This is a genomic window from Agrobacterium sp. AGB01 (assembly GCF_014851585.1).
Classification (GTDB): Bacteria; Pseudomonadota; Alphaproteobacteria; order Rhizobiales; family Rhizobiaceae; genus Agrobacterium.
The window spans coordinates 126,779-149,158 of sequence record NZ_JACVAB010000003.1 but is presented as its reverse complement, the minus strand read 5'-3'; the positions used below and the strand labels follow the sequence as shown (position 1 = coordinate 149,158).

Annotated in this window: 21 protein-coding genes; 14 read left to right on the top strand and 7 right to left on the bottom strand. The window is 54.7% G+C overall.

Annotation, left to right across the window (positions count from 1 at the left end):
* Positions 1–93 precede the first annotated feature (93 nt).
* Positions 94–2,877: a TonB-dependent receptor gene (locus tag IB237_RS12520; RefSeq protein WP_192489007.1), complete on the top strand. Its 2,784-nt coding sequence runs from the start codon at positions 94–96 to the stop codon at positions 2,875–2,877.
* Between the two features lie 118 nt (positions 2,878–2,995).
* Here IB237_RS12520 and IB237_RS12515 read toward each other — a convergent pair whose 3' ends face one another.
* Positions 2,996–4,246 (bottom strand): MFS transporter, encoded by a 1,251-nt coding sequence (locus IB237_RS12515; RefSeq protein WP_192489006.1) that lies wholly within the window; start codon positions 4,244–4,246, stop codon positions 2,996–2,998.
* Positions 4,247–4,792: 546 nt separating this feature from the next.
* On the opposite strand from IB237_RS12515, the gene IB237_RS12510 reads away from it, so the two are divergent.
* Complete coding sequence (locus tag IB237_RS12510; protein ID WP_192489005.1) at positions 4,793–5,650, top strand: transketolase; 858 nt, start codon at positions 4,793–4,795, stop codon at positions 5,648–5,650.
* A complete protein-coding gene (locus tag IB237_RS12505) occupies positions 5,650–6,624 on the top strand; it encodes a transketolase family protein (RefSeq protein ID WP_192489004.1) in 975 nt (324 codons plus the stop codon). Before IB237_RS12510 ends, IB237_RS12505 begins: the two co-directional genes overlap by 1 nt.
* Before the next feature lie 82 nt (positions 6,625–6,706).
* Here the strand turns inward: IB237_RS12505 and IB237_RS12500 are convergent, their stop codons facing one another.
* Complete coding sequence (locus IB237_RS12500; RefSeq protein WP_371815310.1) at positions 6,707–8,185, bottom strand: NAD-dependent succinate-semialdehyde dehydrogenase; 1,479 nt, start codon at positions 8,183–8,185, stop codon at positions 6,707–6,709.
* A gap of 19 nt (positions 8,186–8,204) precedes the next feature.
* Complete coding sequence (locus tag IB237_RS12495) at positions 8,205–9,239, bottom strand: L-idonate 5-dehydrogenase (protein WP_192489002.1); 1,035 nt, start codon at positions 9,237–9,239, stop codon at positions 8,205–8,207.
* Between the two features lie 79 nt (positions 9,240–9,318).
* On the opposite strand from IB237_RS12495, the gene IB237_RS12490 reads away from it, so the two are divergent.
* The 10 genes from IB237_RS12490 to IB237_RS12445 all read left to right on the top strand — a co-directional run bounded on the left by IB237_RS12490 (position 9,319) and on the right by IB237_RS12445 (position 18,088).
* Complete coding sequence (locus IB237_RS12490) at positions 9,319–10,152, top strand: shikimate dehydrogenase (RefSeq protein ID WP_192489001.1); 834 nt, start codon at positions 9,319–9,321, stop codon at positions 10,150–10,152.
* On the top strand, positions 10,149–11,219 hold the full coding sequence (locus tag IB237_RS12485) for a glycerol dehydrogenase (RefSeq protein ID WP_192489000.1): 1,071 nt from the start codon (positions 10,149–10,151) through the stop codon (positions 11,217–11,219). The genes IB237_RS12490 and IB237_RS12485 overlap by 4 nt, the downstream gene beginning before the upstream one ends.
* A 2-nt stretch (positions 11,220–11,221) precedes the next feature.
* Positions 11,222–12,031, top strand: coding sequence for an SDR family NAD(P)-dependent oxidoreductase (locus tag IB237_RS12480; RefSeq protein WP_192488999.1), 810 nt, complete (start codon positions 11,222–11,224; stop codon positions 12,029–12,031).
* Positions 12,031–13,128, top strand: coding sequence for a mandelate racemase/muconate lactonizing enzyme family protein (locus IB237_RS12475; RefSeq protein ID WP_192488998.1), 1,098 nt, complete (start codon positions 12,031–12,033; stop codon positions 13,126–13,128). The genes IB237_RS12480 and IB237_RS12475 overlap by 1 nt, the downstream gene beginning before the upstream one ends.
* Positions 13,125–13,592 carry a VOC family protein gene (locus IB237_RS12470; RefSeq protein ID WP_192488997.1) on the top strand — a complete coding sequence of 156 codons (468 nt, stop codon included), beginning with the start codon at positions 13,125–13,127 and terminating at the stop codon, positions 13,590–13,592. The genes IB237_RS12475 and IB237_RS12470 overlap by 4 nt, the downstream gene beginning before the upstream one ends.
* A gap of 53 nt (positions 13,593–13,645) precedes the next feature.
* Positions 13,646–14,320 carry a GntR family transcriptional regulator gene (locus tag IB237_RS12465; protein ID WP_192488996.1) on the top strand — a complete coding sequence of 225 codons (675 nt, stop codon included), beginning with the start codon at positions 13,646–13,648 and terminating at the stop codon, positions 14,318–14,320.
* 76 nt (positions 14,321–14,396) lie between these two features.
* Positions 14,397–14,984, top strand: a complete 588-nt coding sequence (locus IB237_RS12460) for a glutathione S-transferase family protein (RefSeq protein WP_192488995.1) — start codon at positions 14,397–14,399, stop codon at positions 14,982–14,984.
* Between the two features lie 177 nt (positions 14,985–15,161).
* On the top strand, positions 15,162–16,148 hold the full coding sequence (gene dctP, locus IB237_RS12455; RefSeq protein ID WP_192488994.1) for a TRAP transporter substrate-binding protein DctP: 987 nt from the start codon (positions 15,162–15,164) through the stop codon (positions 16,146–16,148).
* Positions 16,149–16,221: 73 nt separating this feature from the next.
* Positions 16,222–16,728 carry a TRAP transporter small permease gene (locus tag IB237_RS12450; RefSeq protein ID WP_192488993.1) on the top strand — a complete coding sequence of 169 codons (507 nt, stop codon included), beginning with the start codon at positions 16,222–16,224 and terminating at the stop codon, positions 16,726–16,728.
* Positions 16,729–16,795: 67 nt separating this feature from the next.
* The gene (locus IB237_RS12445) at positions 16,796–18,088 is read left to right on the top strand and encodes a TRAP transporter large permease (protein WP_210323934.1); all 1,293 of its coding nucleotides are present in this window, start codon (positions 16,796–16,798) and stop codon (positions 18,086–18,088) included.
* Positions 18,089–18,347: 259 nt separating this feature from the next.
* On the opposite strand, the gene IB237_RS12440 is transcribed toward IB237_RS12445, so the two are convergent.
* The 3 genes from IB237_RS12440 to IB237_RS12430 form a co-directional block, all read right to left on the bottom strand.
* The gene (locus tag IB237_RS12440; protein WP_192488992.1) at positions 18,348–18,878 is read right to left on the bottom strand and encodes a hypothetical protein; all 531 of its coding nucleotides are present in this window, start codon (positions 18,876–18,878) and stop codon (positions 18,348–18,350) included.
* Positions 18,879–18,944: 66 nt separating this feature from the next.
* Positions 18,945–19,994: a biotin/lipoate A/B protein ligase family protein gene (locus IB237_RS12435; RefSeq protein WP_192488991.1), complete on the bottom strand. Its 1,050-nt coding sequence runs from the start codon at positions 19,992–19,994 to the stop codon at positions 18,945–18,947.
* 42 nt (positions 19,995–20,036) lie between these two features.
* Positions 20,037–20,831 carry a MetQ/NlpA family ABC transporter substrate-binding protein gene (locus IB237_RS12430; protein ID WP_192488990.1) on the bottom strand — a complete coding sequence of 265 codons (795 nt, stop codon included), beginning with the start codon at positions 20,829–20,831 and terminating at the stop codon, positions 20,037–20,039.
* 330 nt (positions 20,832–21,161) lie between these two features.
* Here IB237_RS12430 and IB237_RS12425 point away from each other — a divergent pair, with 330 nt between their 5' ends.
* Positions 21,162–21,950: a creatininase family protein gene (locus IB237_RS12425; protein WP_192488989.1), complete on the top strand. Its 789-nt coding sequence runs from the start codon at positions 21,162–21,164 to the stop codon at positions 21,948–21,950.
* A 19-nt stretch (positions 21,951–21,969) separates the two neighbouring features.
* On the opposite strand, the gene IB237_RS12420 is transcribed toward IB237_RS12425, so the two are convergent.
* Entirely contained in the window at positions 21,970–22,359 is a 390-nt protein-coding gene (locus IB237_RS12420; RefSeq protein WP_192488988.1) for a RidA family protein, read from the bottom strand.
* Positions 22,360–22,380 lie beyond the last annotated feature (21 nt).

Genomic DNA, 22,380 nt, shown 5'->3' with positions numbered 1-22,380 from the left:
CGACTCGCCACACCTCGTTCGTCAAGGAATACGAAGGCCCATGCCAACATGATGTGAGCAGGGCTCTTTGGAATTGATGAGAAGGGTTTGGGAATGGGGCGTAGGAATTTTGAAGGCGGCGTTGCAAATGGCGCTGGCAGACAGCAAAGCCGTTTGCGCGTGGTGTCGCTGCTGCTGGCATCCACTGTTCTGGGGTATGTTTTTACCGGCACGACCACGTTTGCACAAGCGCAACAGAATGCCGCGCCGGTTGCCGATCATGCCGTCCAGTTCTCCATTCCTGCACAGCCTCTGTCATCCGCAATCAATGCCTTTATCCGCAAGACCGGCTGGCAGATCAGCTATTCTTCCGCACTGGTCAGCGGCAAAACCTCGACGGCTGTAGCGGGCAGCTACACACCATCGCAGGCTTTGCAGCAGCTTGTTGCCGGTACCGGCGTCAGCATCCGTTTGAGTGGAGCAAATTCTGCAGCGTTGATTGTCGGCGACAGTGCTGCCACTGATCCCGTCGATGCGAGTGGTTCAACACTGCTTGATCCGATCACGATCGTCGGCAAGACAGGGCGCATAGCAACGCTTGGCGCATTGGCCGACGAGGATGCCAATTATCGCACCGCCGGCAGCAGCGCGTTTCTAAGTGAACAGAAGGTTCAGCGGTTTCGCGGATCGTCGGTTGGTGATTTTATCAAGGGAACGCCGGGTGTTCTGACCGGGGATAACCGCAACAGCGGCGCTGTCGACGTGAACATTCGCGGTATGCAGGGGTTTGGTCGTGTTCCCGTGGTTGTTGATGGCACCACGCAGCAGAACACGGTTTACCGCGGTTATTCTGGCGTTGCCTCACGCAACTATGTTGATCCTGACATGATTGGCGGCGTTGTTATCGAAAAAGGTCCCTCTGCCAGTGTCTATGGTGTTGGCGCAACCGGAGGCCTTGTGCGCATGGAAACCATCAACGCAGACGATATTATCAAGGGTGATAAAAACTGGGGTATCCGGGTGCGCGGTGGCCTGATGAGCAATACGACCACGCCGCCAGCCGTTGGCACGCCGGGTGGTTATCCACCCTTGGCACAGTCCCGCTTCATTACCGGTTGCAACTACACCCCCTGCGCCGTCGATACTATTCCTGATAACTTGCTCTCGGGTAGCCCTTACGGTTTGGACCGCCCTGCTTTTCTCAACCCGACCACCGGCAATGGTAGTGTCGCAATCGCCGGACGCAATGACATGTTCGAGGTTGTCGGCGCCTATGCAAGACGCAAGAACGGTAACTATTTTGCAGGAACGCGGGGCAGGACACCTGTGCTCAAAAAATCCTATGACACCTTGATTCGCCCGGGACGAAATGGCACTCCAGACCGGATTACGGATTATACGGTTTTCTCTCTAAATGGCCTGAACCGCTATCGAGGCGGTGAGGAGGTTCTCAATACCTCACAGGACAACACGTCCTATATGCTGAAGTCGAAACTGGAATTGGACGGCGGCCACACCTTTGATATGAGCTACATGCGGTATCACAGCATGTTTGGTGAAATGATGCCGTCGGTGATCATTCGTTTTGATGGCGCAACGCAGGCACCTCTTAGCAAGGTTTCCGTCAATACATACCGTGCCGGGTACAAATGGAACCCGGAAGAAAACGATCTGATTGATCTCAAAGCCAACCTCTGGATGACAGACACCGACACCAAGATTGTTACGCCTTATGCCTTTAGTTTTCCTTTCGGCGGAACATTGGAGTTGCCGCAGGCCTATTGGGATATCGCCAAGCGCTACGGTTTTGACGTCGTCAACACATCTGAGATCGACACGGACTGGGGCGACGTCGGTGTGTCAGTTGGCGGATCCTTTGTGTATGAGACCATTGAACCGCCTTCAGGTCATGTGAATATTGATTCCAATGGATTGCTCGCCTCGCGTGACGGATGGCGCAAGGAAGCCAGTGCTTTCACTGCCGTCGATTGGAAACCCACCGATTGGTTGAAATTCGATGGCGCGATCCGTTACACGTGGACGCAGTCTTATGACAACAACACCAATTATGGTTCCACGCTGCATAACGAAGAGAAAAACAGCGGCTGGGCGCCGATGATCGGTGCGACGATCGAGCCGTGGGACGGCATCCAGTTTTACACGAAATATTCCGAAGCAATTCGTTCGCCGAGCCTGTTTGAATCGACCACCGGTTTTTCATTCAATACCAACCCGCTGGTTGGCGTAAGACCGGAGCATTCACGCAACACGGAAATCGGTATCAATGTTCTTCAGGAGGATGTGTTGTTTGGCGGCGACAAAGTGCGGTTCAAGGCATCCTACTTCAACAATAATGTGAAGGACTACCTGTCGCGTACAAACTACCCCGATGTGTCGGTCAAGAACATCGATAGCGCTTTGTTTCGCGGTTACGAGGCGTCGATCGGTTATGACGTCGGGTGGGGCTACTTCGATATCGGTGGCACGGTTTACGACAAGACCGAGTTTTGTGCTGCGGAGTTGAATCTTGGCGTAAATTGCCGATCTTCCGGTATTCAGAACGGTTATGCCCAGTTGCATCTGCCGCCTCGCAAAAGCGCCTCGCTGACAGCCGGGGTCCGGCTAATGGAAGAGGCTCTGGAAGCTGGCGGACGTGTGACTTTTGTTGGCGACCGGGGAACCATGACCAGCAATGACACCGGTGGTTATACGACCGTGGTCAATTGGTCGAAATACACACTGCTTGATCTGTTCGCGAGCTATAAGGTCAATGACAGTGTCAATATCGACTTCGCCGTCGATAATGTTACCGACGTTTATTACATGGACGCATTGACGCTTGGTCTTATGCCGTCTCCGGGACGTACGTTCCGTGTTAACATGACCGCAAAGTTTTGATCTCACAGTTTTGAATGAGGGCAAGGCATTGGCCTGACACTCGGGATTGGTGGGTCTGATCTCGAATAAACTTTTGCAAGCATGCGGCCTGAACGTTCAGGCCGCATCTTTACGCGGATCAAGACTCGTTGTCGTGTACGCCTTGGATCATTTCGTCGGTGACACGCAGTTCGGCGCCAACCGGCGTCATCGCTGTTGTTGCTGCAAATGGTGCAACATGGTTCGATTCAGGGCGGACACCACGTCTCCAAAAGAAGAATGATATCAGGCCGACGTTGAGAACAGCCAATGACCAGAACAGGCCAGATGCACCGAAATGGTTCATGACGGGCGAAATGGCGATTGGACTGATTGCCGAACCAAGGGAGTTTATGAGCAACAGACCCTGAATGATTGGTACCAGCGATTCTGATGAGGCGCGGTCGGCCGCAAAGCTGACCGATACCGGATAGATGGCAAACACGCCGCCGCCGAACAGGAACATGGTGATCATGAGTGTCGTCGATGTATGTGGCAGCAACAAAATGGCAGCACACAACAACAGGCAAATGAATGCCAGTGTGATCAGCACGATACGTCTGTCCTGCCGGTCAGACCAGCGTCCCACTGGATATTGCAGCACCATAGCGCCTAGGATGACGCTGGCCATCATGTGACCGACCTCTTCAACCTGCAGGCCAGTATGTTGCAGATAAAGCGGCAGAAGCGAATATATTGCCGCAATTGCGACACCAGAACCAAAGCAGCCGATAACGCCACTCGGCGACATCTGAAACAGTCGGGATGGTTTGAGTGCTTCCACCCGTTCTACTGTTGGTGTTATGCGCGGCAAGATCACAATTGGCAGGACCGAGAGTGAGGCAAGCATCGCTGCGGTGATGAACGGTGCAGTTTCTCCCAGGCCTGCAACGGATCCAAGCAGCACCTGACTGAGAGCGCCAGCGCCATAAAATGAAATCATGTACAAAGCCAGCAGACGGCCGCGTACACTCTGGTCGGCGGCAAGCAACAGCCAGCTTTCAATGACAAGAAAAATACCAACTGTCGTCCAGCCATACACCAGACGCGCGAGGATCCAGACGGTCCAGTCCGGGGACAGTGCCTGCATCAGGATGCTAACGACGCCCAGCGATGCAAAACTGCTATAGGCACGAATGTGACCTATCCGCACGATCAGTCGGTCGTGGAACAGAGCGCCGATCGTGAGGCCGATAAAATAGGCGGAAGAAACAATGCCAACCATGTTGGCGGATGCGCCGCTGGCGTCAAGCCGCAGGGTGGTAAGCGATGACAGGAAGCCATTTCCGACACTTAGAATAAAAAGGCCGAGTAGCGGAGCCAACACCTTTGCCAGGAGTTGCATAGACATGAGTATCTCATTTCAGGGGGGAGGATATGGGAAGGCTGATGAGTACCTGCAAACATTGGCATTCATCGGGTTTTACACAGATCAAGCTGGACATTGCCGGAAACAGGTAACGACATATTGGTCGTAAATACTGATGTTTTTACAAAGGGATAATCCAGTCTGACGGAACCGTTTCAGCGTCGTTGCTGAACCAGTCCGAATAATCAAATTCGGCGGCAATCTCGTCTTATTGGGACCAAATTGGAATGCCGGAAACGACAAATTACTGTCCAATTTGCGACATCGCTGAAAATTGAGTTTTGGCTGAAGCGGCTGCTTGGTTTCGTTGGTCTGCAGCGCTAACCCCCAACCTCCTGTCACGCAGGAGTGGCGGATCTCAGGTAAATCATTACCTCGTATCATATATGATGCATCATGCTTGACGCATGATATTTTTCTTCGTATGTTTTTTTCACTGAACGGCAGGGGCCACAGTGGAGGAGCTGGCCCGGGCACCGCCGGAAATGGCGGAGGTCGGGGCGTGCCTCGTAACGACAAAAGCGAGATATGTTTATGCAGAACACCGAACTGGGGCCGGAGCTGATTGCCCGTCTCGAGGAGCGGGCGAAATTCGTCCGACTGGAGACCATTCGGCTTATCAGCATCGCCAAGGTCGGACACTATTCGTCCGTCTTTTCATGCGCCGAGATTTTCTCTTCACTCTATTATGACGTGATGAATATTCGGCGTGGAGAGCCGAAATGGGCTGATCGTGATCGTTTCCTGATGGGCAAGGGCCATGCGGCGGTTGGTCTGTTTCCCATTCTCGCTGATCTTGATTTCTTTCCCGTAGAATGGCTGGACGACTATACGCGTCTTGGCAGCCCTTTGGGTGACCATCCTGACATGCGCAAGGTGCCGGGTGTCGACTTCAGCTCGGGTTCTATCGGCCATGCGCTATCCAATGGTGTTGGCATGGCGCATGGCGCGCGGATCCAGAAGCAGAATTTCGACGTCTTTGTCTTGCTGGGTGACGGCGAGATGCAGGAAGGCCAGGTATGGGAAGCGGCATTGAACGCGTCCAGCCACGGCCTGTCCAACGTCATCGCCATCGTTGACCGCAACGGCTATCAGCTGGATGGCAAGGTGGACGATGTCATTGCAATCGAGCCACTGGATGAAAAGTGGCGTGCTTTCGGTTGGGAAGTGCATGTGGTCGATGGCCACGACATTGTTGAGCTCACCGAAAAACTCCGTGAGGTCAAGGCCGACCGCGAGCGTACCAAGCCATGCTGCATCATTGCCAAGACGCTGAAAGGCAAGGGCATTGATTACATGGAAACGGAGCCTGGCTGGCATCTTGGTTGGCTTGCCCCGGATGATGAAGAGCGCGCGCGCCAGACCATACTTGATGGAGTCCAATAATGAACGCCCCACAGAACCCACAATCCTGGCAATATCGCGATCTCAACAAGAAGGCGCCGTCGCTTTCCGTGCTGTCCGATGCGCTGATTGAACTTGTCGAAGCTGGTCATCCCATTGCCGCAGGCACTGCCGACCTTCAGCACTCCAACGGCCTTTTTGCCTTCGCGGAACGTTACCCCGATCGTTTTGTTCAGTTCGGTATTTCCGAACAAAACATGGTGTCTGCCGCCGCTGGTATGGCGACGACCGGGCTTATTCCCTATGTCGCAACCTTTGCGTCTTTCATCGGTCTGCTGACATGCGAACAGATTCGCATGGATGTGGCCTACTGCGCGCAGCCGGTGCGGCTGATCGGGCATCATACTGGTATTTCCATGGGCTTTTACGGCACGTCCCACCATGCCACGGAAGACATTTCCACCATGCGGGCCATCGCGGATCTAACGGTTATCTCACCCTCTGATGGTCAGCAGTACAAGCAGCTTTTGCTGGAATCTGCTGTATACAAGGAACCGATCTATTTCAGAACCCATCGTGGTCACGATCCGGTTGTTTATGACGACAAGGAAAAATTCCAGATCGGCAAGGCGAAGGTTCATGCTATCGGCAAGGACCTCACCATCATTGCCTGCGGCATGCCGGTACATGGCGCGAAAGCGGCAATGCAGGCGCTTAACGCCAAGGGTTATTCCGTCGGTTTGATCGATATGCACACCATCAAGCCGCTCGATGTTGAGGCGGTTCTTGAGGCGGCCAAAGCCTCCAAAGTCGTCCTGACGGTGGAAGAGCACAATATTCTTGGTGGTCTGGGTTCCGCGGTCGCTGAAGTGATGGCGGAAAACCCGGGTTCGGCTCGATTGGTGCGTCACGGTATCATGGATGAATACAGCCTGATTGCCCCGCCAACCCATCTTTACCGCCACTACAAACTTGATGCGGCCGGTATTGAAGACGTGGCATCACGTCTGGTCTGATCTCCCGTGGTCCGTAAAAACAGGCTTGAAAAAATGGCGGTCTCTTGGAAGATCGCCATTTTTGTTGTGACAATAGAAACGTTTAGCTCCCGATGCCACCCAGGCAGATATATTTTAGCTCCATGTAGTCATCCATGCCGTATTTCGAACCTTCGCGGCCGGTGCCGGATTGTTTGATGCCACCAAACGGTGCGACTTCGGTGGATACCAGCCCGGTGTTGACGCCGACGATGCCGTATTCGAGTGCTTCCGCCACCTTGAAGACACGCGATAGATCGCGAGCATAAAAATAGGCGGCTAACCCGAATATCGTGTCATTGGCCATCTCAATGACTTCGTCGACGCCGCTGAACCGGAAAACCGGAGCGAGCGGTCCGAATGTTTCTTCGCGTGCAACAGCCATGCCCTGATGAACGTCGCGCAGCACGGTTGGTTGGAAGAAACGTCCACCACGCTCATCAGGTTTGCCGCCCACAACCAGTGTGGCGCCTTTTGAGAGGGCGTCGGCTATATGCTCCTCGACTTTGGCCACAGCTGCCTTGTCGATCAGCGGGCCGATTTTGATGTCTTCTTGCAGGCCGTCGCCGATTTTCAGATTTGCCACGGCTTTCGCTAATTTCTCGACAAATGTGTCGTAGATGCTGTCATGGGCATAGATGCGGTTGGTGCATACACAGGTTTGCCCGGCATTGCGGAATTTCGAAAGGATTGCGCCTTCGACGGCCTCATCGATATCGGCATCCTCAAACACGATGAATGGCGCGTTGCCGCCAAGTTCAAGGCTCAGTTTCTTGATCTGGTCCGAGGCCTGACGCATCAGGATACGGCCAACTTCTGTAGATCCGGTGAAGCTCAGTTTCCTGACCTTTTCATTTTCGCAGAATTCGGCGCCGATTGCTGAACTTGAGGCGGAGGTCAGTACAGAAAATACGCCGGTCGGGACGCCGGCACGCTCTGCGAGGACCGCCAGTGCCAATGCTGAAAGTGGTGTCTGTTTTGCCGGCTTGGAGATGAATGTGCATCCTGCCGCCAGCGCAGGAGCAGCCTTTCTGGCAATCATGGCGATTGGGAAATTCCACGGGGTTATCGAGCCAACCACGCCAACCGGTTGTTTGATGACCATGATCCGTTTGTCGTCGGAGTGGCCCGGGATCATGTCGCCATAAGCACGTTTTGCTTCCTCGGCAAACCATTCGACATAGGCCGCGCCGTAGGCAACTTCGCCGCGCGCTTCAGCCAACGGTTTGCCCATTTCCGTGGTGAGGATGATCGCCAGGTCTTCCTGATTGGCCATTATCAGTTCAAACCAGTTGCGCAGTATCTTGGAGCGCTCACCGGCGGTCAGGGCTGCCCATTTCTTCTGGGCAACACATGCCGCGTCGATTGCTCGCGCGGTCTCTGTGCGACCCATGTCGGGCACTGTGGCAATTTCCTTGCCCGTTGCGGGATTATCGACAGCCAGTGTGCGACCGCTGTCAGCTATTGCCCACTGGCCAGCGATGAACGCCTTGTCTGCAAGCAGGCTCGGATCAGTGAGCCGGGAACGAAGATCATATGTCACGGGATAAGGTTTCCTGTTTTTATGCAAAGTCGAGCATGACCTTGATGGCCTGCTGTCGATCACGGGCGAAGGCGAAAGCGTCGTCAGCGCGGTCAAATTTGAAGGTGCGGGAAATGATTGGCCGCACATCGATGGTGCGGTCTGAGATCAGCCGGACAGCCAGATCAAATTCGCTGTCGAAACGAAATGATCCCCGGAAGGTGATTTCCTTGGTGATGACAGGATTAAAGGCTGTGGTTATCTCGTCAGGCAAAAGCCCTACTTGAATAATCGTGCCGCCGGGCTTGGTGACGCCAATGGCTGTCTGCATTGCAGCCTGATTGCCAGAGCATTCAAATACCACATCGAACTGCCCCCGATCGCGGTATTCTTCTTCCATAATACCGGGCATTGTGACGTTCCAAGTCTTTTCTGCCCCCATTTGCGCTGCAAGACGAAGCGGCATGTCGGCAACATCGGTCGCAGAGATTGCAGCTGCTCCGGCGTGTCTTGCAGCAAGGAATGTCAGTGCGCCGATTGGCCCGAAACCGGTGACAAGAACGCGTTTGCCCCGCAGATCCGGTGCCTGCGATACCGCATGCAGGCATACGGCCAATGGTTCTGCGCAGGCTGCTTCATCAAGCCCTGCAAGTGTCCCGACCGGCACGGCCTGCGCCGCCCGAACCACTACATATTCGCGGAAACCGCCATCAATATGTGGGTTGCGCATGGCGCTGCCCATGAAGCGCATATCGGAGCAGTGCCGTGGCATGCCCGACGCGCAGTAGCTGCATTTTCCACAGGCGAGCGACGGATTGACTGCTACTGATGTACCGACGCTTTTTCCAGAAACATCTGCGCCAAGGCGTTCGACAACGCCCGAAAGTTCGTGTCCGGGCACCATCGGTGCCTTCATGCGCACTGTCCCGAAGCCGCCATGATGGTAATAATGCATGTCCGAGCCGCAGATTCCCCCCTTATGAATGCGGACCAGCACCTCTCCGTCGCCTGGAACGGGCATATCTCGATCCTCGATCACCAGATGATGTGGTGCGTGTAATACAACTGCCTTCATTGCTCCTCCCAAAGACTTTTGCGTTGACGACAATCAAATATCATGCATGATACGTGATGACAATGCGAGGGAGGCGCTGATGGAGATTAACGGGAGAACGCAAGTTCTCATTCATATTGCGTATCCGTCTGCGCATTTGCGGACTCCGCAGCTGTTTAATGCCCGCTGCACGGAGCGTGGGCTGGATGCGGTGCTGGTGCCCTGGCAGGTCCACCCTGACAATCTCGTTGCCGTGATGAATGCGCTGCGCATCAGCGAAAGTGTGCCCGGTGCGATTATCACAATCCCTCACAAGGAGACCGTTGCTGCGTTGTGCGACAGGCTTGAAGGCCCTGCCGCATTGCTTGGTGTTGCCAATGTCGTTCGCAAGGATGCTGACGGAGCCTTGGTCGGTCGTATACTCGATGGTGAGGGTTTTACGGGCGGTCTATCGCGTCTGGGGCGTAACCCAGCTGGCAAGAAAGCGCTTTTGGTGGGCGCGGGCGGTGTTTCTGTTGCCATAGCCGATGCGCTTCTGGCGGCCGGTGTCCGCGAGTTGGTTATCAGCAACCGTACCGAAGCCCGTGCGCAAGCGTTGGTGGACCGTTTGCAGGCACTGCATCCGGCAACACCTGTCAGTGTTGGCAAGGCCGATGGCACCGGTTTCGATCTGGTGGTCAATGGCACGGCTCTTGGCATGCATGATAATGATCCGCTGCCGCTTGATCCCGATACGCTGGAGCGTGACAGCATCGTTGCCGAAGTCATCATGTCGCCACCCGTTACGCGGCTTCTGGAAGAAGCGCGCCTACGCGGCGCGACTGTCCACGAGGGCGTTCATATGCTGACCGGTCAGATAGATCCTTTCATTGATTTCGTTGTCCGGCAGGTCCCGGACGAACATATTTCGAATATCCGGAGAGAAAACGCATGATTATTTTTGGAGCACCACGCCGCTATATTCAGGGGCCAGGCGTTCTTGCAGCCATCGGCAAGGAACTTGCGGGATTTGGAACGTCCGCGATCCTTCTGGCAGATGATAATGTCCACGCAATTGTAGGCCCAACCATTACCCGCAGTGCGCAGGAGGCAGGCGTTAGTGTGACGGGTCTGCGTTTTGGCGGCGAAATCACCTATGCCGAGATTGAGCGACTGGTGAAGGAAGTGTCCGATGCGAAACATGACGTGGTGATTGCTGCAGGTGGTGGCAAAACCATCGATACCGGCAAGCTGGTGGCAAGGGAGCTGAAGGCCGCTTTCATTTCGGTTCCGACGGTTGCCTCAAATGATTCTCCCACCAGTCATATCGCGGTTGTCTACGACAGCGACCACAAGCTGGTTGGCGTGGAACAGAACCGTGCCAACCCTGATCTGGTGCTTGTCGATACAGCTATTATCGCCAAGGCACCGCTGAAATTGCTGTCCGCAGGCGTTGGTGATGCGCTGGTCAAACGTTTCGAGGTTGAGCAGTGCATTGGCGCAAAGGGCAACAACGTGTTTGGTGCGGCGTCCCCGCGCTCTGCTCTGGCGCTCGCTCATGCATGTTATGATACTGTGCGTGAACACACAACCGCCGCTTATGCCGCGCTTGAGCGCGGCGAACCGGACGAACATCTCGAGGCACTGGTTGAAGCCTGCGTTCTGATGAGCGGTCTGGCCTTTGAAAGTGGCGGACTTTCCGTGTCTCACGGCATGACGCGTGGACTGTCAGCAGTGCCCGGTATCGCCAACGCACTTCATGGTCATCAGGTCGCTTACGGCCTGCTGGTGCAGCTTGTGCTTGAGGACCGCGATGATAACTTCATGGCCGATATGTACGATTTCTATCGTGACGCCAAACTGCCGCTGAAACTGGCGGATCTCGGTCTGGACGAGCGGTCGAATTCGGTTGTCGAAACCATCGCTACCGTGTCTGCCGAGGCCGCGCATATGAAGAAATTTGTAAAGCCGATTTCGGCTGACGATATTGCCCGCGCCATTACCATCATCGAGGCCGCTTGATCATGACCACAGGGACTGAACTTTTCTCGTTGAAAGGCCGCGTTGCATTGGTAACCGGTGCTGGTCGCGGCATTGGTTTTTCCTTTGCCAAAGGACTTGCCTCGGCAGGTGCGCACGTCGTTATCAACGATATCAATGCCGATAACGCCAACGCTGCGGTCGAGAGCTTGAAGGCCAGCGGCTGGAGTGCCGAAGCCGTCACCTTTGATGTGACTGACACGCCAGCGGTTGCCGCCGCTGTCGACGGTATTGTTGAGCGCAATGGCAGGCTCGACATATTGATGAACAATGCCGGTATTCTTATTCGCAAGCCGGTTGAAAGCCATGACATGGATGACTGGAACAAGGTCATTTCCATCAATCTCAGTTCGCTCTACGGCGTGGCGCGTGAATGCATTCGCCACATGCGCAAGCAGAAATACGGCCGTATCATCAACACAGCGTCGGTCATGGCCATCAGTTCGCGCCCCGGCGTCATATCCTATGTTGCGGCCAAGCACGGGGTGGTTGGCATAACACGTGGTTTGGCAGCGGAGCTTGGTTCCTTTGGCATCACGGTCAATGCGATCGGCCCTGGTTATATTTTGACTGACATGAACAAGAAGGTGCTGGGGACGGGAACTTTTGAGCAGCAGGTCATCGACCGCACGCCTCTGGCACGCTGGGCCGAGCCAGATGAGTTAATGGGTTCGGCAATCTTCCTGGCGTCCGAAGCAGCAAGTTTTGTGACAGGCCACGTCTTGATGGTGGATGGCGGCATGACAGCCAATGCATTCCTCACCGAAAGCGCTGATCTGGGCGTGGCAAGCTGATGACGACAATTGCAAAACTCGAAGCGAGGTCTGTCTGCATCCCGCTTCAAAAACCGGTTCAACTCGGTCCTGTTACCATCGCACAACGGGATTATGTCGTTGTGAAGCTGGTGCTTTCCGACGGGTCGGAAGGTTACGCTTATGGCTATGATCGTGGTCTGCCGCTCTTTGATCTGGTGGCTAAGGCGGCCCGGCATTATCCGGGCGAAAAGGCGGCCGATCGAAACCGGTTGCGTAAACTTGCACTGGGACCAACGCCTGCACCGCGTGCGGCCATGGTCAGAGGAATGAGCCTTTGTGACATTGCGCTTTGGGATGCCTGGTGCGTGTCGGTTGGCCAACCGCTTTCCACTGTTTTGGGCGCCGTTCGGGACAAGGTGCCTGTCATGCCGGTGATCGGTTACGGCATGACGCCGGAACGGGCTGCCACGGAAGGCGCAAATCTCGCTGCCCGCGGGTTCAAGACCATCAAATGCATGATTGATGGGCTAAATTTCGAGGCTGACAAGGCTGTCATGGAGGCTCTTGCTGCGTCACTGCCAACAGGTGTCAAATTTGGGATTGATGCGCATTGGTCGTGGACCAGCATTGATCAGGCGCTTCCCTGGTGCAGGCTGGGGGAAAAGCTTGGTGGTGCTTTTGTTGAAGACCCATTCGCACCAACGCAGGTGCATGCCATCGCCTCATTGTCCTCGCGGCTCGACATTCCGCTGGCGGTGGGCGAGGACGTCATCGATCTCTCGGGCTTTCGTGATCTTGCCAATGCTGGCGGTATTCTCCGGGTCGATGCCTCGGTCAGTGGCGGCATTACCGGTGCAGTAGAGGCAATTGCGGTGGCTCGCGCCTTTGACAGGCCCGTCATTCCGCATGTTTTTGCAGCGCTTCACGCTGAGCTGGCATTGGCTTTTGATGCGGTTCGCTGTGTCGAAATGATCATGCCGGAGGTCGGGGCCGATCCGATCGACCAGTTTTTCTTGTCACCTCCGGTCATCGAAGGCGGAAACATCATTGCCACTGGACGCAAAGGTGCGGGTCTCGCACTCGATTGGGACCGGCTGGCGCCCTACACAACCCGTCAGGAAATTTTTTCGAAATGACAGATCAGGCCTATCTGGAAAAATGGGGACAATCCAGCCTCGACCATACCGGCTGGATTACCCCCGATATTGAGCGCTCGGTTGCCTTCTGGACCAATGTGATGGGATTTGAGGCGAAACCGATTGGCGAACGACGTCAGCCATGGATTTCACGCTTCATGGGTGTGCCAAATGCGCAGGTGAAGCTCGTGCATCTCTATGGCCATGGTGGCCATATCGAGTTCATCCAGTTTGATGAACAGGACACGCCATCCGTGCCGCGTAGCAGCCAGCCGGGTGCCGCACATATCTGCCTGCGCATAAAAAATGTCGAGGCGCTGCGCGATGACATTCTCCGGAATGGCGGATCTGAGCAAGGCGAACTGACCGAGATTACCGAGGGTATAGCGGCCGGTTTGCGGGGGTTATACATGCGTGATCCACATGGCGTGCTTATCGAACTGGTCGAGCTACCCAGGTCATAGAGAAGTATGTTAGATCATATATGATTTGTTTCGTTGCCTGAAAGGATGCCGGATTGGCCCAGAAACCTATTTCGCGGGAAAACCTGTCGACACAGCTTTATGGCAATTTGCGCAATGCACTTATGGACGGCCAGTATGCACCGGGCCAACGCCTGACGATCTCAGGCGTGGCCGAAGAATATGGCACGAGCATAACCCCGGTACGCGAGGCGATTTTCCGTCTGGTCAGCGAGCGGGCCCTGGAAATGCGCGCTGCCACATCTGTGCAGGTTCCTGATCTTTCCCCGCAGAGTTTGCGGGAGGTGCAACGTATTCGCGTCGAGCTTGAAGGTGTTGCAGCAGGACGTGCAGCAGAATTGGCCACCAAGGCAGATATCAAGGCGCTGAAAGCCATCAACGCTGAATTTATCAAGGCCGCTGCGACAAGCCCTGAGCGAGCAAGTGTTTTGAACCGCGATTTTCACTTTGCAATCCTGCGTCTTGCGCAATTGCCGATCCTCGAAAGCATCTGTGAAAATATGTGGGTCCTGATGGGCCCGTTCCTTCGTACCTTCCACGACCGGATGCCGGTACGTCAGCTTTCGGGTGACAATCACAAACATTATGACCTGATTGCTGCGCTGGAAGCCGGAGACGCACAGGCAAGCCGTGCCGCCATGCAGGAAGATATCCTGTGGGGCGAAGAAATGGTGCGGACCCTCGAAGCCGAGCGCAAGACAGCGGTCTGAGCAGTCCTGGATTTCTGATTTTTATAACCGCCGATGACGTCATCGGCGGACGCTTTTTCACGCCCGGAGAACCCCCATGAAACTTCTATATGCAGTGCCTTCACCCTATTCCCGCAAGGTCAGGGTGGTTGCGCACGAACTCGATGTGCCGCTTGAACTGGTTACCGTCAATGCCATGTCTGACGATGTAACGCTTGCTGCCGTCAATCCGATGAACCGTGTTCCGGCCCTACTACTGGACGACGGAAAGGCATTTTTCGATAGCCCGCTGATCTGTGAATATCTCGATGTAACCTATGGTCCAAAGCTATTTCCGCTTGAGAGCGGCGCGCGCTGGCAGGCGCTGTTGCAACAGGCCCTGGGTGACGGGATCATGGACGCAGCAGTCCCCCGCCGCCATGAAACATTGCGCCCCGTAGAACAGCAATCGCCTGAGCGTATCCGGCTTTACAGACGCACGATTGATCAAACACTGGCGCATTTGGAGCAAAACATTGGTGAACTGTCCCGCTTCCATATTGGGGCGATCTCGATTGCCTGTGCGCTGACATATCTGGATTTCCGTTTTTCCGAGGATGCTTGGCGAGTTCGTCACCCCGCACTCGCGTCATGGTTGGATGCTGTCTCCGCCAAACCGTCGATGCAGGCCACTTTGTTTGAATAACACGCGTTTGCAGGCTGTTGGCGGACTTGACGCTGAAAGAATATGATGCATGATATATGACTGAGGCCGAGGAGGAGTGAGCGGTGCTGGAGGAGCAGCCAGCCGCACACGGACCACAGGTCGGGATCGTCTTAACCGTGCCGGGGAGGCACGACACGTCCATCTGGAGGAAAATATATGCTGAAATTCACCCGTAGAGTTTTTGCGGCGAGCGTTGCTGCCAGCCTTGCTATGTCCTGTGCGCTGCCTGCTTTCGCGCAATCGCCGACATTGCTGCGCATGAACATGGTGGTGTCCAATCAGGACAAAACCTACCCGCTTTGGCAGGAGTTTGCCAAGGAGCTGGAAGCTGCGTCCAATGGCACACTCAAGGTCGAAATCTTCCCGTCGGAAGCTTTGGGCAAGACGGTCGACATGATCGACACCATCTCGCGTGGTGCGCCGGTACTGCAGGATTCCGATCCGAGCCACCTGTCCAACTATGTGCCTGACTTCTCGACTTTCATGGCCCCGTATCTTGTGAAGAAGCCTGAGGATATCGAGAAGCTGTGGAACTCTGACACGGTGAAGGACATGGAAGCGAAGCTTTCCGAAAAGGGGCTACGTGTTGTTACGCTTGTTTATTTCGGTACACGCCATCTGCTTTCCAACCGTGAGGTAAAGGCTCGTCCCGATACGGCTGGCATGAAGATCCGTAATGCCCCAACCAAGATGTGGAACGAAGTGTCCAAGACCCTTGGTGGAAACCCGACCAACACCGCATGGTCTGAAGCTTACAGCGCCCTTGAGCAGGGTGTGGCGGATGGCGTGGAAGCGCCGCTATCGTTGCTTTATTCATCGAAGCTCTATGAAACCCGTCCCAATATATCTTTGACCGGTCACGTTGTTGCCACCACCTCAATCCTGATGAGCCAGAAGGTGTATGACAGCCTGCCTGATGACGCCAAGAAAGCTCTCGATACCGTGGGTCGTGCTGAATCGGCCAAGCGTATCCCGAAAATCCAAGCGCTTGAAACCGAGTTCCGCAAGACGCTTGAAGACAAGGGCATCCGCTTCAATGACGTGGACAAATCGTCCTTCTTTGAAGCTGCTTCGAAGGTTCCGGATGCCTTTCCTGAGTGGACGCCTGGCGTCTACGACAAGATGAACGACATCATCAAGTAAGTTCCCATCTCCTCCACGCACTCATCGTGATGTCCGGTTCTGCCGGACATCGTTTATCTATGGAGTAAAGATCATGCATGTGATGAACCGGTTAGCGGGGCTCGTCTCAAAATTCGAGGTGACGGTATCTATGGTCGCATTTGCCACCATGGTGCTGGTTATTTCGGCCAATGTCATCATTCGTTTTACGACGGGTAACTCATTGGTTTTCACTGAAGAAATTGCCTATATCGCTTTCGGCTATTCCGTCTTTTTTGGATTGTCACTGCTGTTTCGAATGCGTGCGATGATCGCGGTGGATCTGGTCGTTGATATGTTCGCGCCCGTCCCGAAGCATATTGCGCATATCATCAGCTACATCATCATGGTCGTGATCTGTGGGTATTTCTTTTATCTGGCTGCAACGCTTGCGATGTCCGGATGGATTCGTCGTACAGCGTTTCTTGAAATTCCCTATTTCTGGATCAATCTCGCGCCGGCCATCTCGTTTGGTCTGATGACATTTTACAGCATCCGCTTTCTGGTGATGCTCCTCAGAGGGCAGGAACTGCCATCTGTTGATCTGGAAGAGCAGATGTAACTGTCATGTGCTGCGACCTTCTTCATCCCGTTATTACTTGCTCCATTGGGAGCGTCTGGGGGCTCACATGGGCTTGACTTCCTACCTGCCGCTTTTCGTCCTTTTTGCGCTGTTTCTTTTGCGTGTTCCGGTTGCTTTGTCACTGATGGGTGCTGCGGCTTTCTACTTCGTGTTCATCAACACTTTGCTGCCGACCGACACGATGGTCACCAATCTGATGGCCAATACGGAGGCGTTTTCCTATCTGGCAATTCCGCTGTTCACCTGTGCGGGCGTCATTTTCAACTATTCAGGAATTACAGATAAAATCCTGAAGCTGTCGAACGTGCTGGTTGGCCATTACACTGGCGGAATGGCGCAGGTGAATGTGTTGGTGAACATGCTGCTGGGCGGGCCTTCGGGTTCTGCCAATGCTGACGCGGCCATGACCACCAAGATGATCGTGCCTGAAATGACCCGACTTGGTTACGACAAGGGTTTTTCCACTGTGGTAACCGCCGCCTCATCCTGTATCGCGCCAATCATCCCGCCCGGTATCATCTTGATCCTTTATGCGCTTGTGGCTGATGTCTCGATTACGCGGATTTTCTTTGCCGGCTATTTGCCGGGGCTGCTGATCTATGTAGCGATTGCTATTACCGTTGCGATCATTTCGAAAAAGCGCAACTACAAGCCTAGCCGAGAAGGCAGGGCCTCATGGGGCGAGATCGGCCGTCAGGCGCTGGATTCCAGTTGGGCCCTGTTTCTGCCGATCGTTATCCTTGGTGGCTTGCGTTATGGCCTGTTTACCCCAACCGAGGCTGGCGCGATTTGCGTGATCTATGCGGCGCTTGTCGGTGCCTTGGTTTATCGCCAGCTGAAATGGTCGCACATTCCTCTCATTCTAATGGAGTCTACACTGGCGACTGCGGGCGTGATGTTCCTGATCTGCGCGGCGACTGTGTTCTCGGCCTACCTGACGTGGGAAGGCATTCCCGCCATGGTAGCCACAGCCCTGACGACGAATATCTCCGATCCGCTAATCATGCTGCTTGTCATCAACCTCATTCTGCTCGCTGTTGGCGCGTTCTTTGAGGGTGGTTCTGCAATGATCTTGATGGCACCGCTTTTTGTGCCTGTGGTCTTGGGCATGGGCATCGACCCGGTACACTTCGGCATCATCATGTCGATCAACCTGACGATTGCCGGCTTTACTCCGCCGGTTGGTACGATGATGTTCATCACCATATCAATCGCCAAGGTGAAAATCGGCCACTACATCCGCGAAAGCTGGCCATTCCTGTTTGCGTTGCTCGCAGTGCTATTCCTGGTGACTTACATCCCCTGGATTTCGCTGATCGTACCAAGGCTGTTCCTCTAAAAACGAAAACAGGGCCCGAAAGGGCCCTGGTGTTATTTCGATGTCTGGAAAGGCCTGTTGTAACGCCGGCTAACCGACCATCAACAGCCGTGCGGGTTGCAAGGAAACCACTTCATGGGGTGTGCCTGCCCGATTGATGGGAGCGGGAGGTATCACAAGTGCCAATTGGCCGTCGGGTTTGAGAATACCGGCCATTTCCGCCAAGCTATCAGGTTAAATCGCAATTCGAGTTGAATGAGCTTCCAGGTGTGAGCGGAAATCAATGCAGGGTGATGGAGGCTGGCACCTTCTGTCGGCGTGTCTCAGACTGCCTGACGATGCGGGCTCTTAAGCTGAATGGCAATGGTGCCAGGATCATGCCGGCATTGTGTAAGGCCATTGCAAAGGTCTCGGCAGACGCCGCCACCCTGATCCGATCGCTTTCGGCGCAGAGCTGTTTCAGGCAGGCACGGAATATTTGCTCATCCCAATGCTGAATCCCAGCGATAATTCCGAGCACCAAAACTTCGTCCGGACTGATAAACCGTGAACCTGGCGGGTAGGCGGCAATTGGGCTAGCTCGAAAAGTTTTTAGTGCGGCGACAAGTCGTTCAAGAGCTACGGCAGCTTCCGCGCCCGCAGGTTCGCCAAGATTGTCGTGATAAAGACGCAGTACTGATGGTGAAGTCAGTTTGGCGCGACTATCAGCCAATCCGGCCAGGAATCGATAACCCTCGATGACCAGTTGTTCGGCCCGGCGGTTGAGATAATCCTCGTTTGTGGTTGCGGCGCCAACCGTCATCTGTGCCAAGGCAACTCTCCTGAATGAATGATCTGGGCCGACGGCCCAGTCATGATGTCATGGCCAGTTATGATTTCAGGGTATGTGCCGCAGCCATTCGTCGGTCGAGAATTTCTCGGCTGCCAGCTTTTCGGCCGCTGCGTATTCATCCGCAGAAACGCCACCGGCAATTCCGCCATTGAGGGATCGGAAGGTTTCCTTCATCCGCTCGATGATCTCTTCGCGTGGTAAGCCGGTCTGGCTGCGCAGGGGATCAACGCGTTTGTTTGCGCTGGTTGTGCCCTTGTCGCTCAGCTTTTCCCTGCCAATGCGCAACACCTGCACCATTTTGTCGGCATCCATGTTGTAGGCCATGGTGACATGGTGGAGAACGGCACCCGACGTGAAGCGCTTCTGTGCAGCGCCACCGATCTTGCCCTTGGAACTGGAGATGTCGTTGAGCGGTTTATAAAACGCATCAATTCCCAGGGAGTTCAGAGCTTTCAAAACCCAGTCATCAAGGAAGGCATAGGAGTCTGCAAAACTCATGTCGCGAACGAGTTCGGCTGGTGCATAAAGTGAATAGGTCACGGTCGTGCCGGGCTCGACGAACATTGCCCCACCACCCGTGATACGACGTACGGTCTCAACGCCGAATTGGGTCGCAGCCTCCATGTCCACTTCATTACGAAGTGACTGGAAACCGCCAATAATGATGGCCGGACGTTCCCATTCCCAAAAGCGCAGGCAAGGGGCGCGGCGGCCTTCGCCCACTTCCTTTGCCAGAATTTCATCAAGGGCAAGATGCATGGCCGGACGAAGCGCAGGGGTCTCGATGATCTGCCATTCATAATCCCGCCAAGTGCCAGTGACGCCGAGCGCCCGGCGCACAGCGATTGCTACGGCCTCAGGGCTGAAGCCGATCATTTCAGCGCCAGGGCGCAGGCCGGCTCTGATCGCGGCAACAATGTCTTCAACGGTCGAGATAACCGGTAGCCCTTCCAGTGAGGTGCGGATATCGTCCAGAGCCTCGGCCGGCTCGAGGAAAAAGTCGCCGTGCACCTGCACGTTCGTCAGACGGTCGTTGATATTATCAAGATCCACGACCACGAGCTTACCGCCCTGCACCTTGTATTCACCATGCATGCTAGTGTTCCAATCCAGAAGGCCTATGCCTTGTCATTTCAATCAGGGGAAAGAGACCAGATTTCCATATAGTGAGCGCAGCTTTGCCTTTACAGCATCCGAGCCGCGATAGATGTCGATGAAGTTGCGCAGGTTTGCGTCGTCCTTCATGTCAGGACGCGTGACAAACTGGAACGCATAAATCGGGTCGTTCTCGAAGATCAGGCCAGATGCCGGGTCAAGACCTGCCAGTTTGGCAAATGTCGGATAGGTGGCAGCGGCATCGACCTCATCCAGCGCGCGGGCAATCTGCGGGCCATCAAGCTGCACGATGTTGAGCGGTTTGTGCCAGACGACAACGTCTTCCAATGTCGCGCGGTGACCAACATCGGGCTTCAGTTCAATCAGGCCCGCACGCTGCAGCAACAACAGGGAACGGGCGGTATTGACGGGGTCCCCAGAGAAAACCACGCGGGCATTGTCAGGCAATTCTTCAAGCGTTTTGTATTTTTTGGAATAGAGTCCGAAGGGCGTGCTGAATGCCGGGGCGACCGGAACCAGATTGTGCCCGGTATTTGCATTGGTGAATTCCAGAAACGGAATATGCTGGAACAGGTTTGCATCGACTTCGCGATCGGAAACCGCCGTGTTGGGGGTGTTCCAGTCGTTGAACTCGATGATCTCGATCTTCAAGCCCTTGGCTTCGGCCTCTTTCGCTGCAATCTCAACCGCTTCATTTGAAATGCTCGTCGCCAAAGCAATGCGCAGCGCCTTTTGTTCCTGGGCGATGGCGCTTGGAGCGGCAGACATGCTGGCCAGCAATGTCGCGATGATACCGACAACAATCCCGCGAGACATTCTAGTTCGCGCTGAAACATCTCTCAAACGGCGTTGGACGAACATATCGAATACTTTCAATTTGGAGCGTGTGCGGTGCGCATGCTCTACCTGATCCTGCTTGGGCCTACATAACATGATATTTGCAGTCAAGAATGTAATTAACTTTGAGAGGCGGACGATACCTTTGGTCGCATGTGCTTCATTGCTGTTTGATATGGAGATACGGTGAGCAGACTTCAAACCGTCGGGGGGCGTTCGCAGAAAAGCAACAAGGTGGACGCAAATTGATGCTGTTCGAGACCCGGCTAATCTTCTAACGATGATCGCAAAACAATCAGAGGGATTTACATGAGCAAGCCGTTTTATTGGAATGAATTGAATACCTACGATTTTGCTCATTTATCGCCCGAAAAAACCATAGCCATCCTGCCGCTCGCCTCGACTGAGCAGCATGGGCCACATCTGCCCGTTGCAACGGATGTCGCCATTGCCAATGGTATGCTCGACGAGTTGAAGACACAGCGCCCTGACGACCTCGACATACTCGTGCTGCCGACGCAGGAGATCGGCAAGGCGAATGAGCATGTCTACGGTCCGGGGTCATTGTCTTTCGGTCCCGAAATTCTTATCCCAGCCTGGACTGCCATCGGAACCAAAGTTGCGGAAGCCGGTATCCGCAAACTCGTGATGGTCAACTCCCATGGCGGTAATGCAGACATCATGAGCATTGTTGGCCGGGAGCTGCGGGTGCGCCACCAGATGGCGGTTATCTGCACTCATTGGGGCCGCTTCGGTCACCCGGATGGTTTGATCAGTGAGCATGAGAGACAATTCGGCATTCATGGCGGCGAAGTGGAAACGTCGCTGATGCTGCATTTCCGGCCTGAGCTCGTGCGTATGGAAAACGCGCAGAACTTCGTGTCGAAGGCTGAAAGCCGCTCGAAATTCATGCAGCCAGCGCCGCCGCATGTACTGTCCTGGCTTGCCCATGACCTGAACCCACATGGCGTGGTTGGTGACGCGACCAAGGGTAGTGCAGAAAAGGGCGAGATCATCTGCCGCCATCAGGTGGCAGGTTTCGTCGAACTGCTGCGCGAATTCGAAGGATTTTCGCTGGATGAATTGTATTCCCGCTGAGAACAGCGGGACTTTTCCCTTAAAATATCTTTGCGGCGGTAATCTCGACTTCGACCTTGAATTCCGGACGCGTGAAGCCACCCACCACGATCAAGGTCGAGGTGGGTTTGCGATCCAGAGTGAAGCGATCGCGCACGGCCATATAGGCTGGAAAATCTTCACGGCGTGTCACGAAGCCGGAAATGCGGATTACATCCGCAAAACTCATGCCCGCCTCCTCGAGAATTGCACCTATTGCCTGGAAGCATAGTTCTGCCTGTTCGCTGACATCGCATGGAATGACATCATCCAGACCGATGCCGAGCTGCCCGGAAGTGACCAGCAGGCTGGCGCCCGGAGGCACCAGCACACCGTGATTATAGGCTCCGAACGGTTTGGGAACCGCAGGCGGATTGAAAACCTGTTGCATGATGTTGGCTTCCTTTTCGCC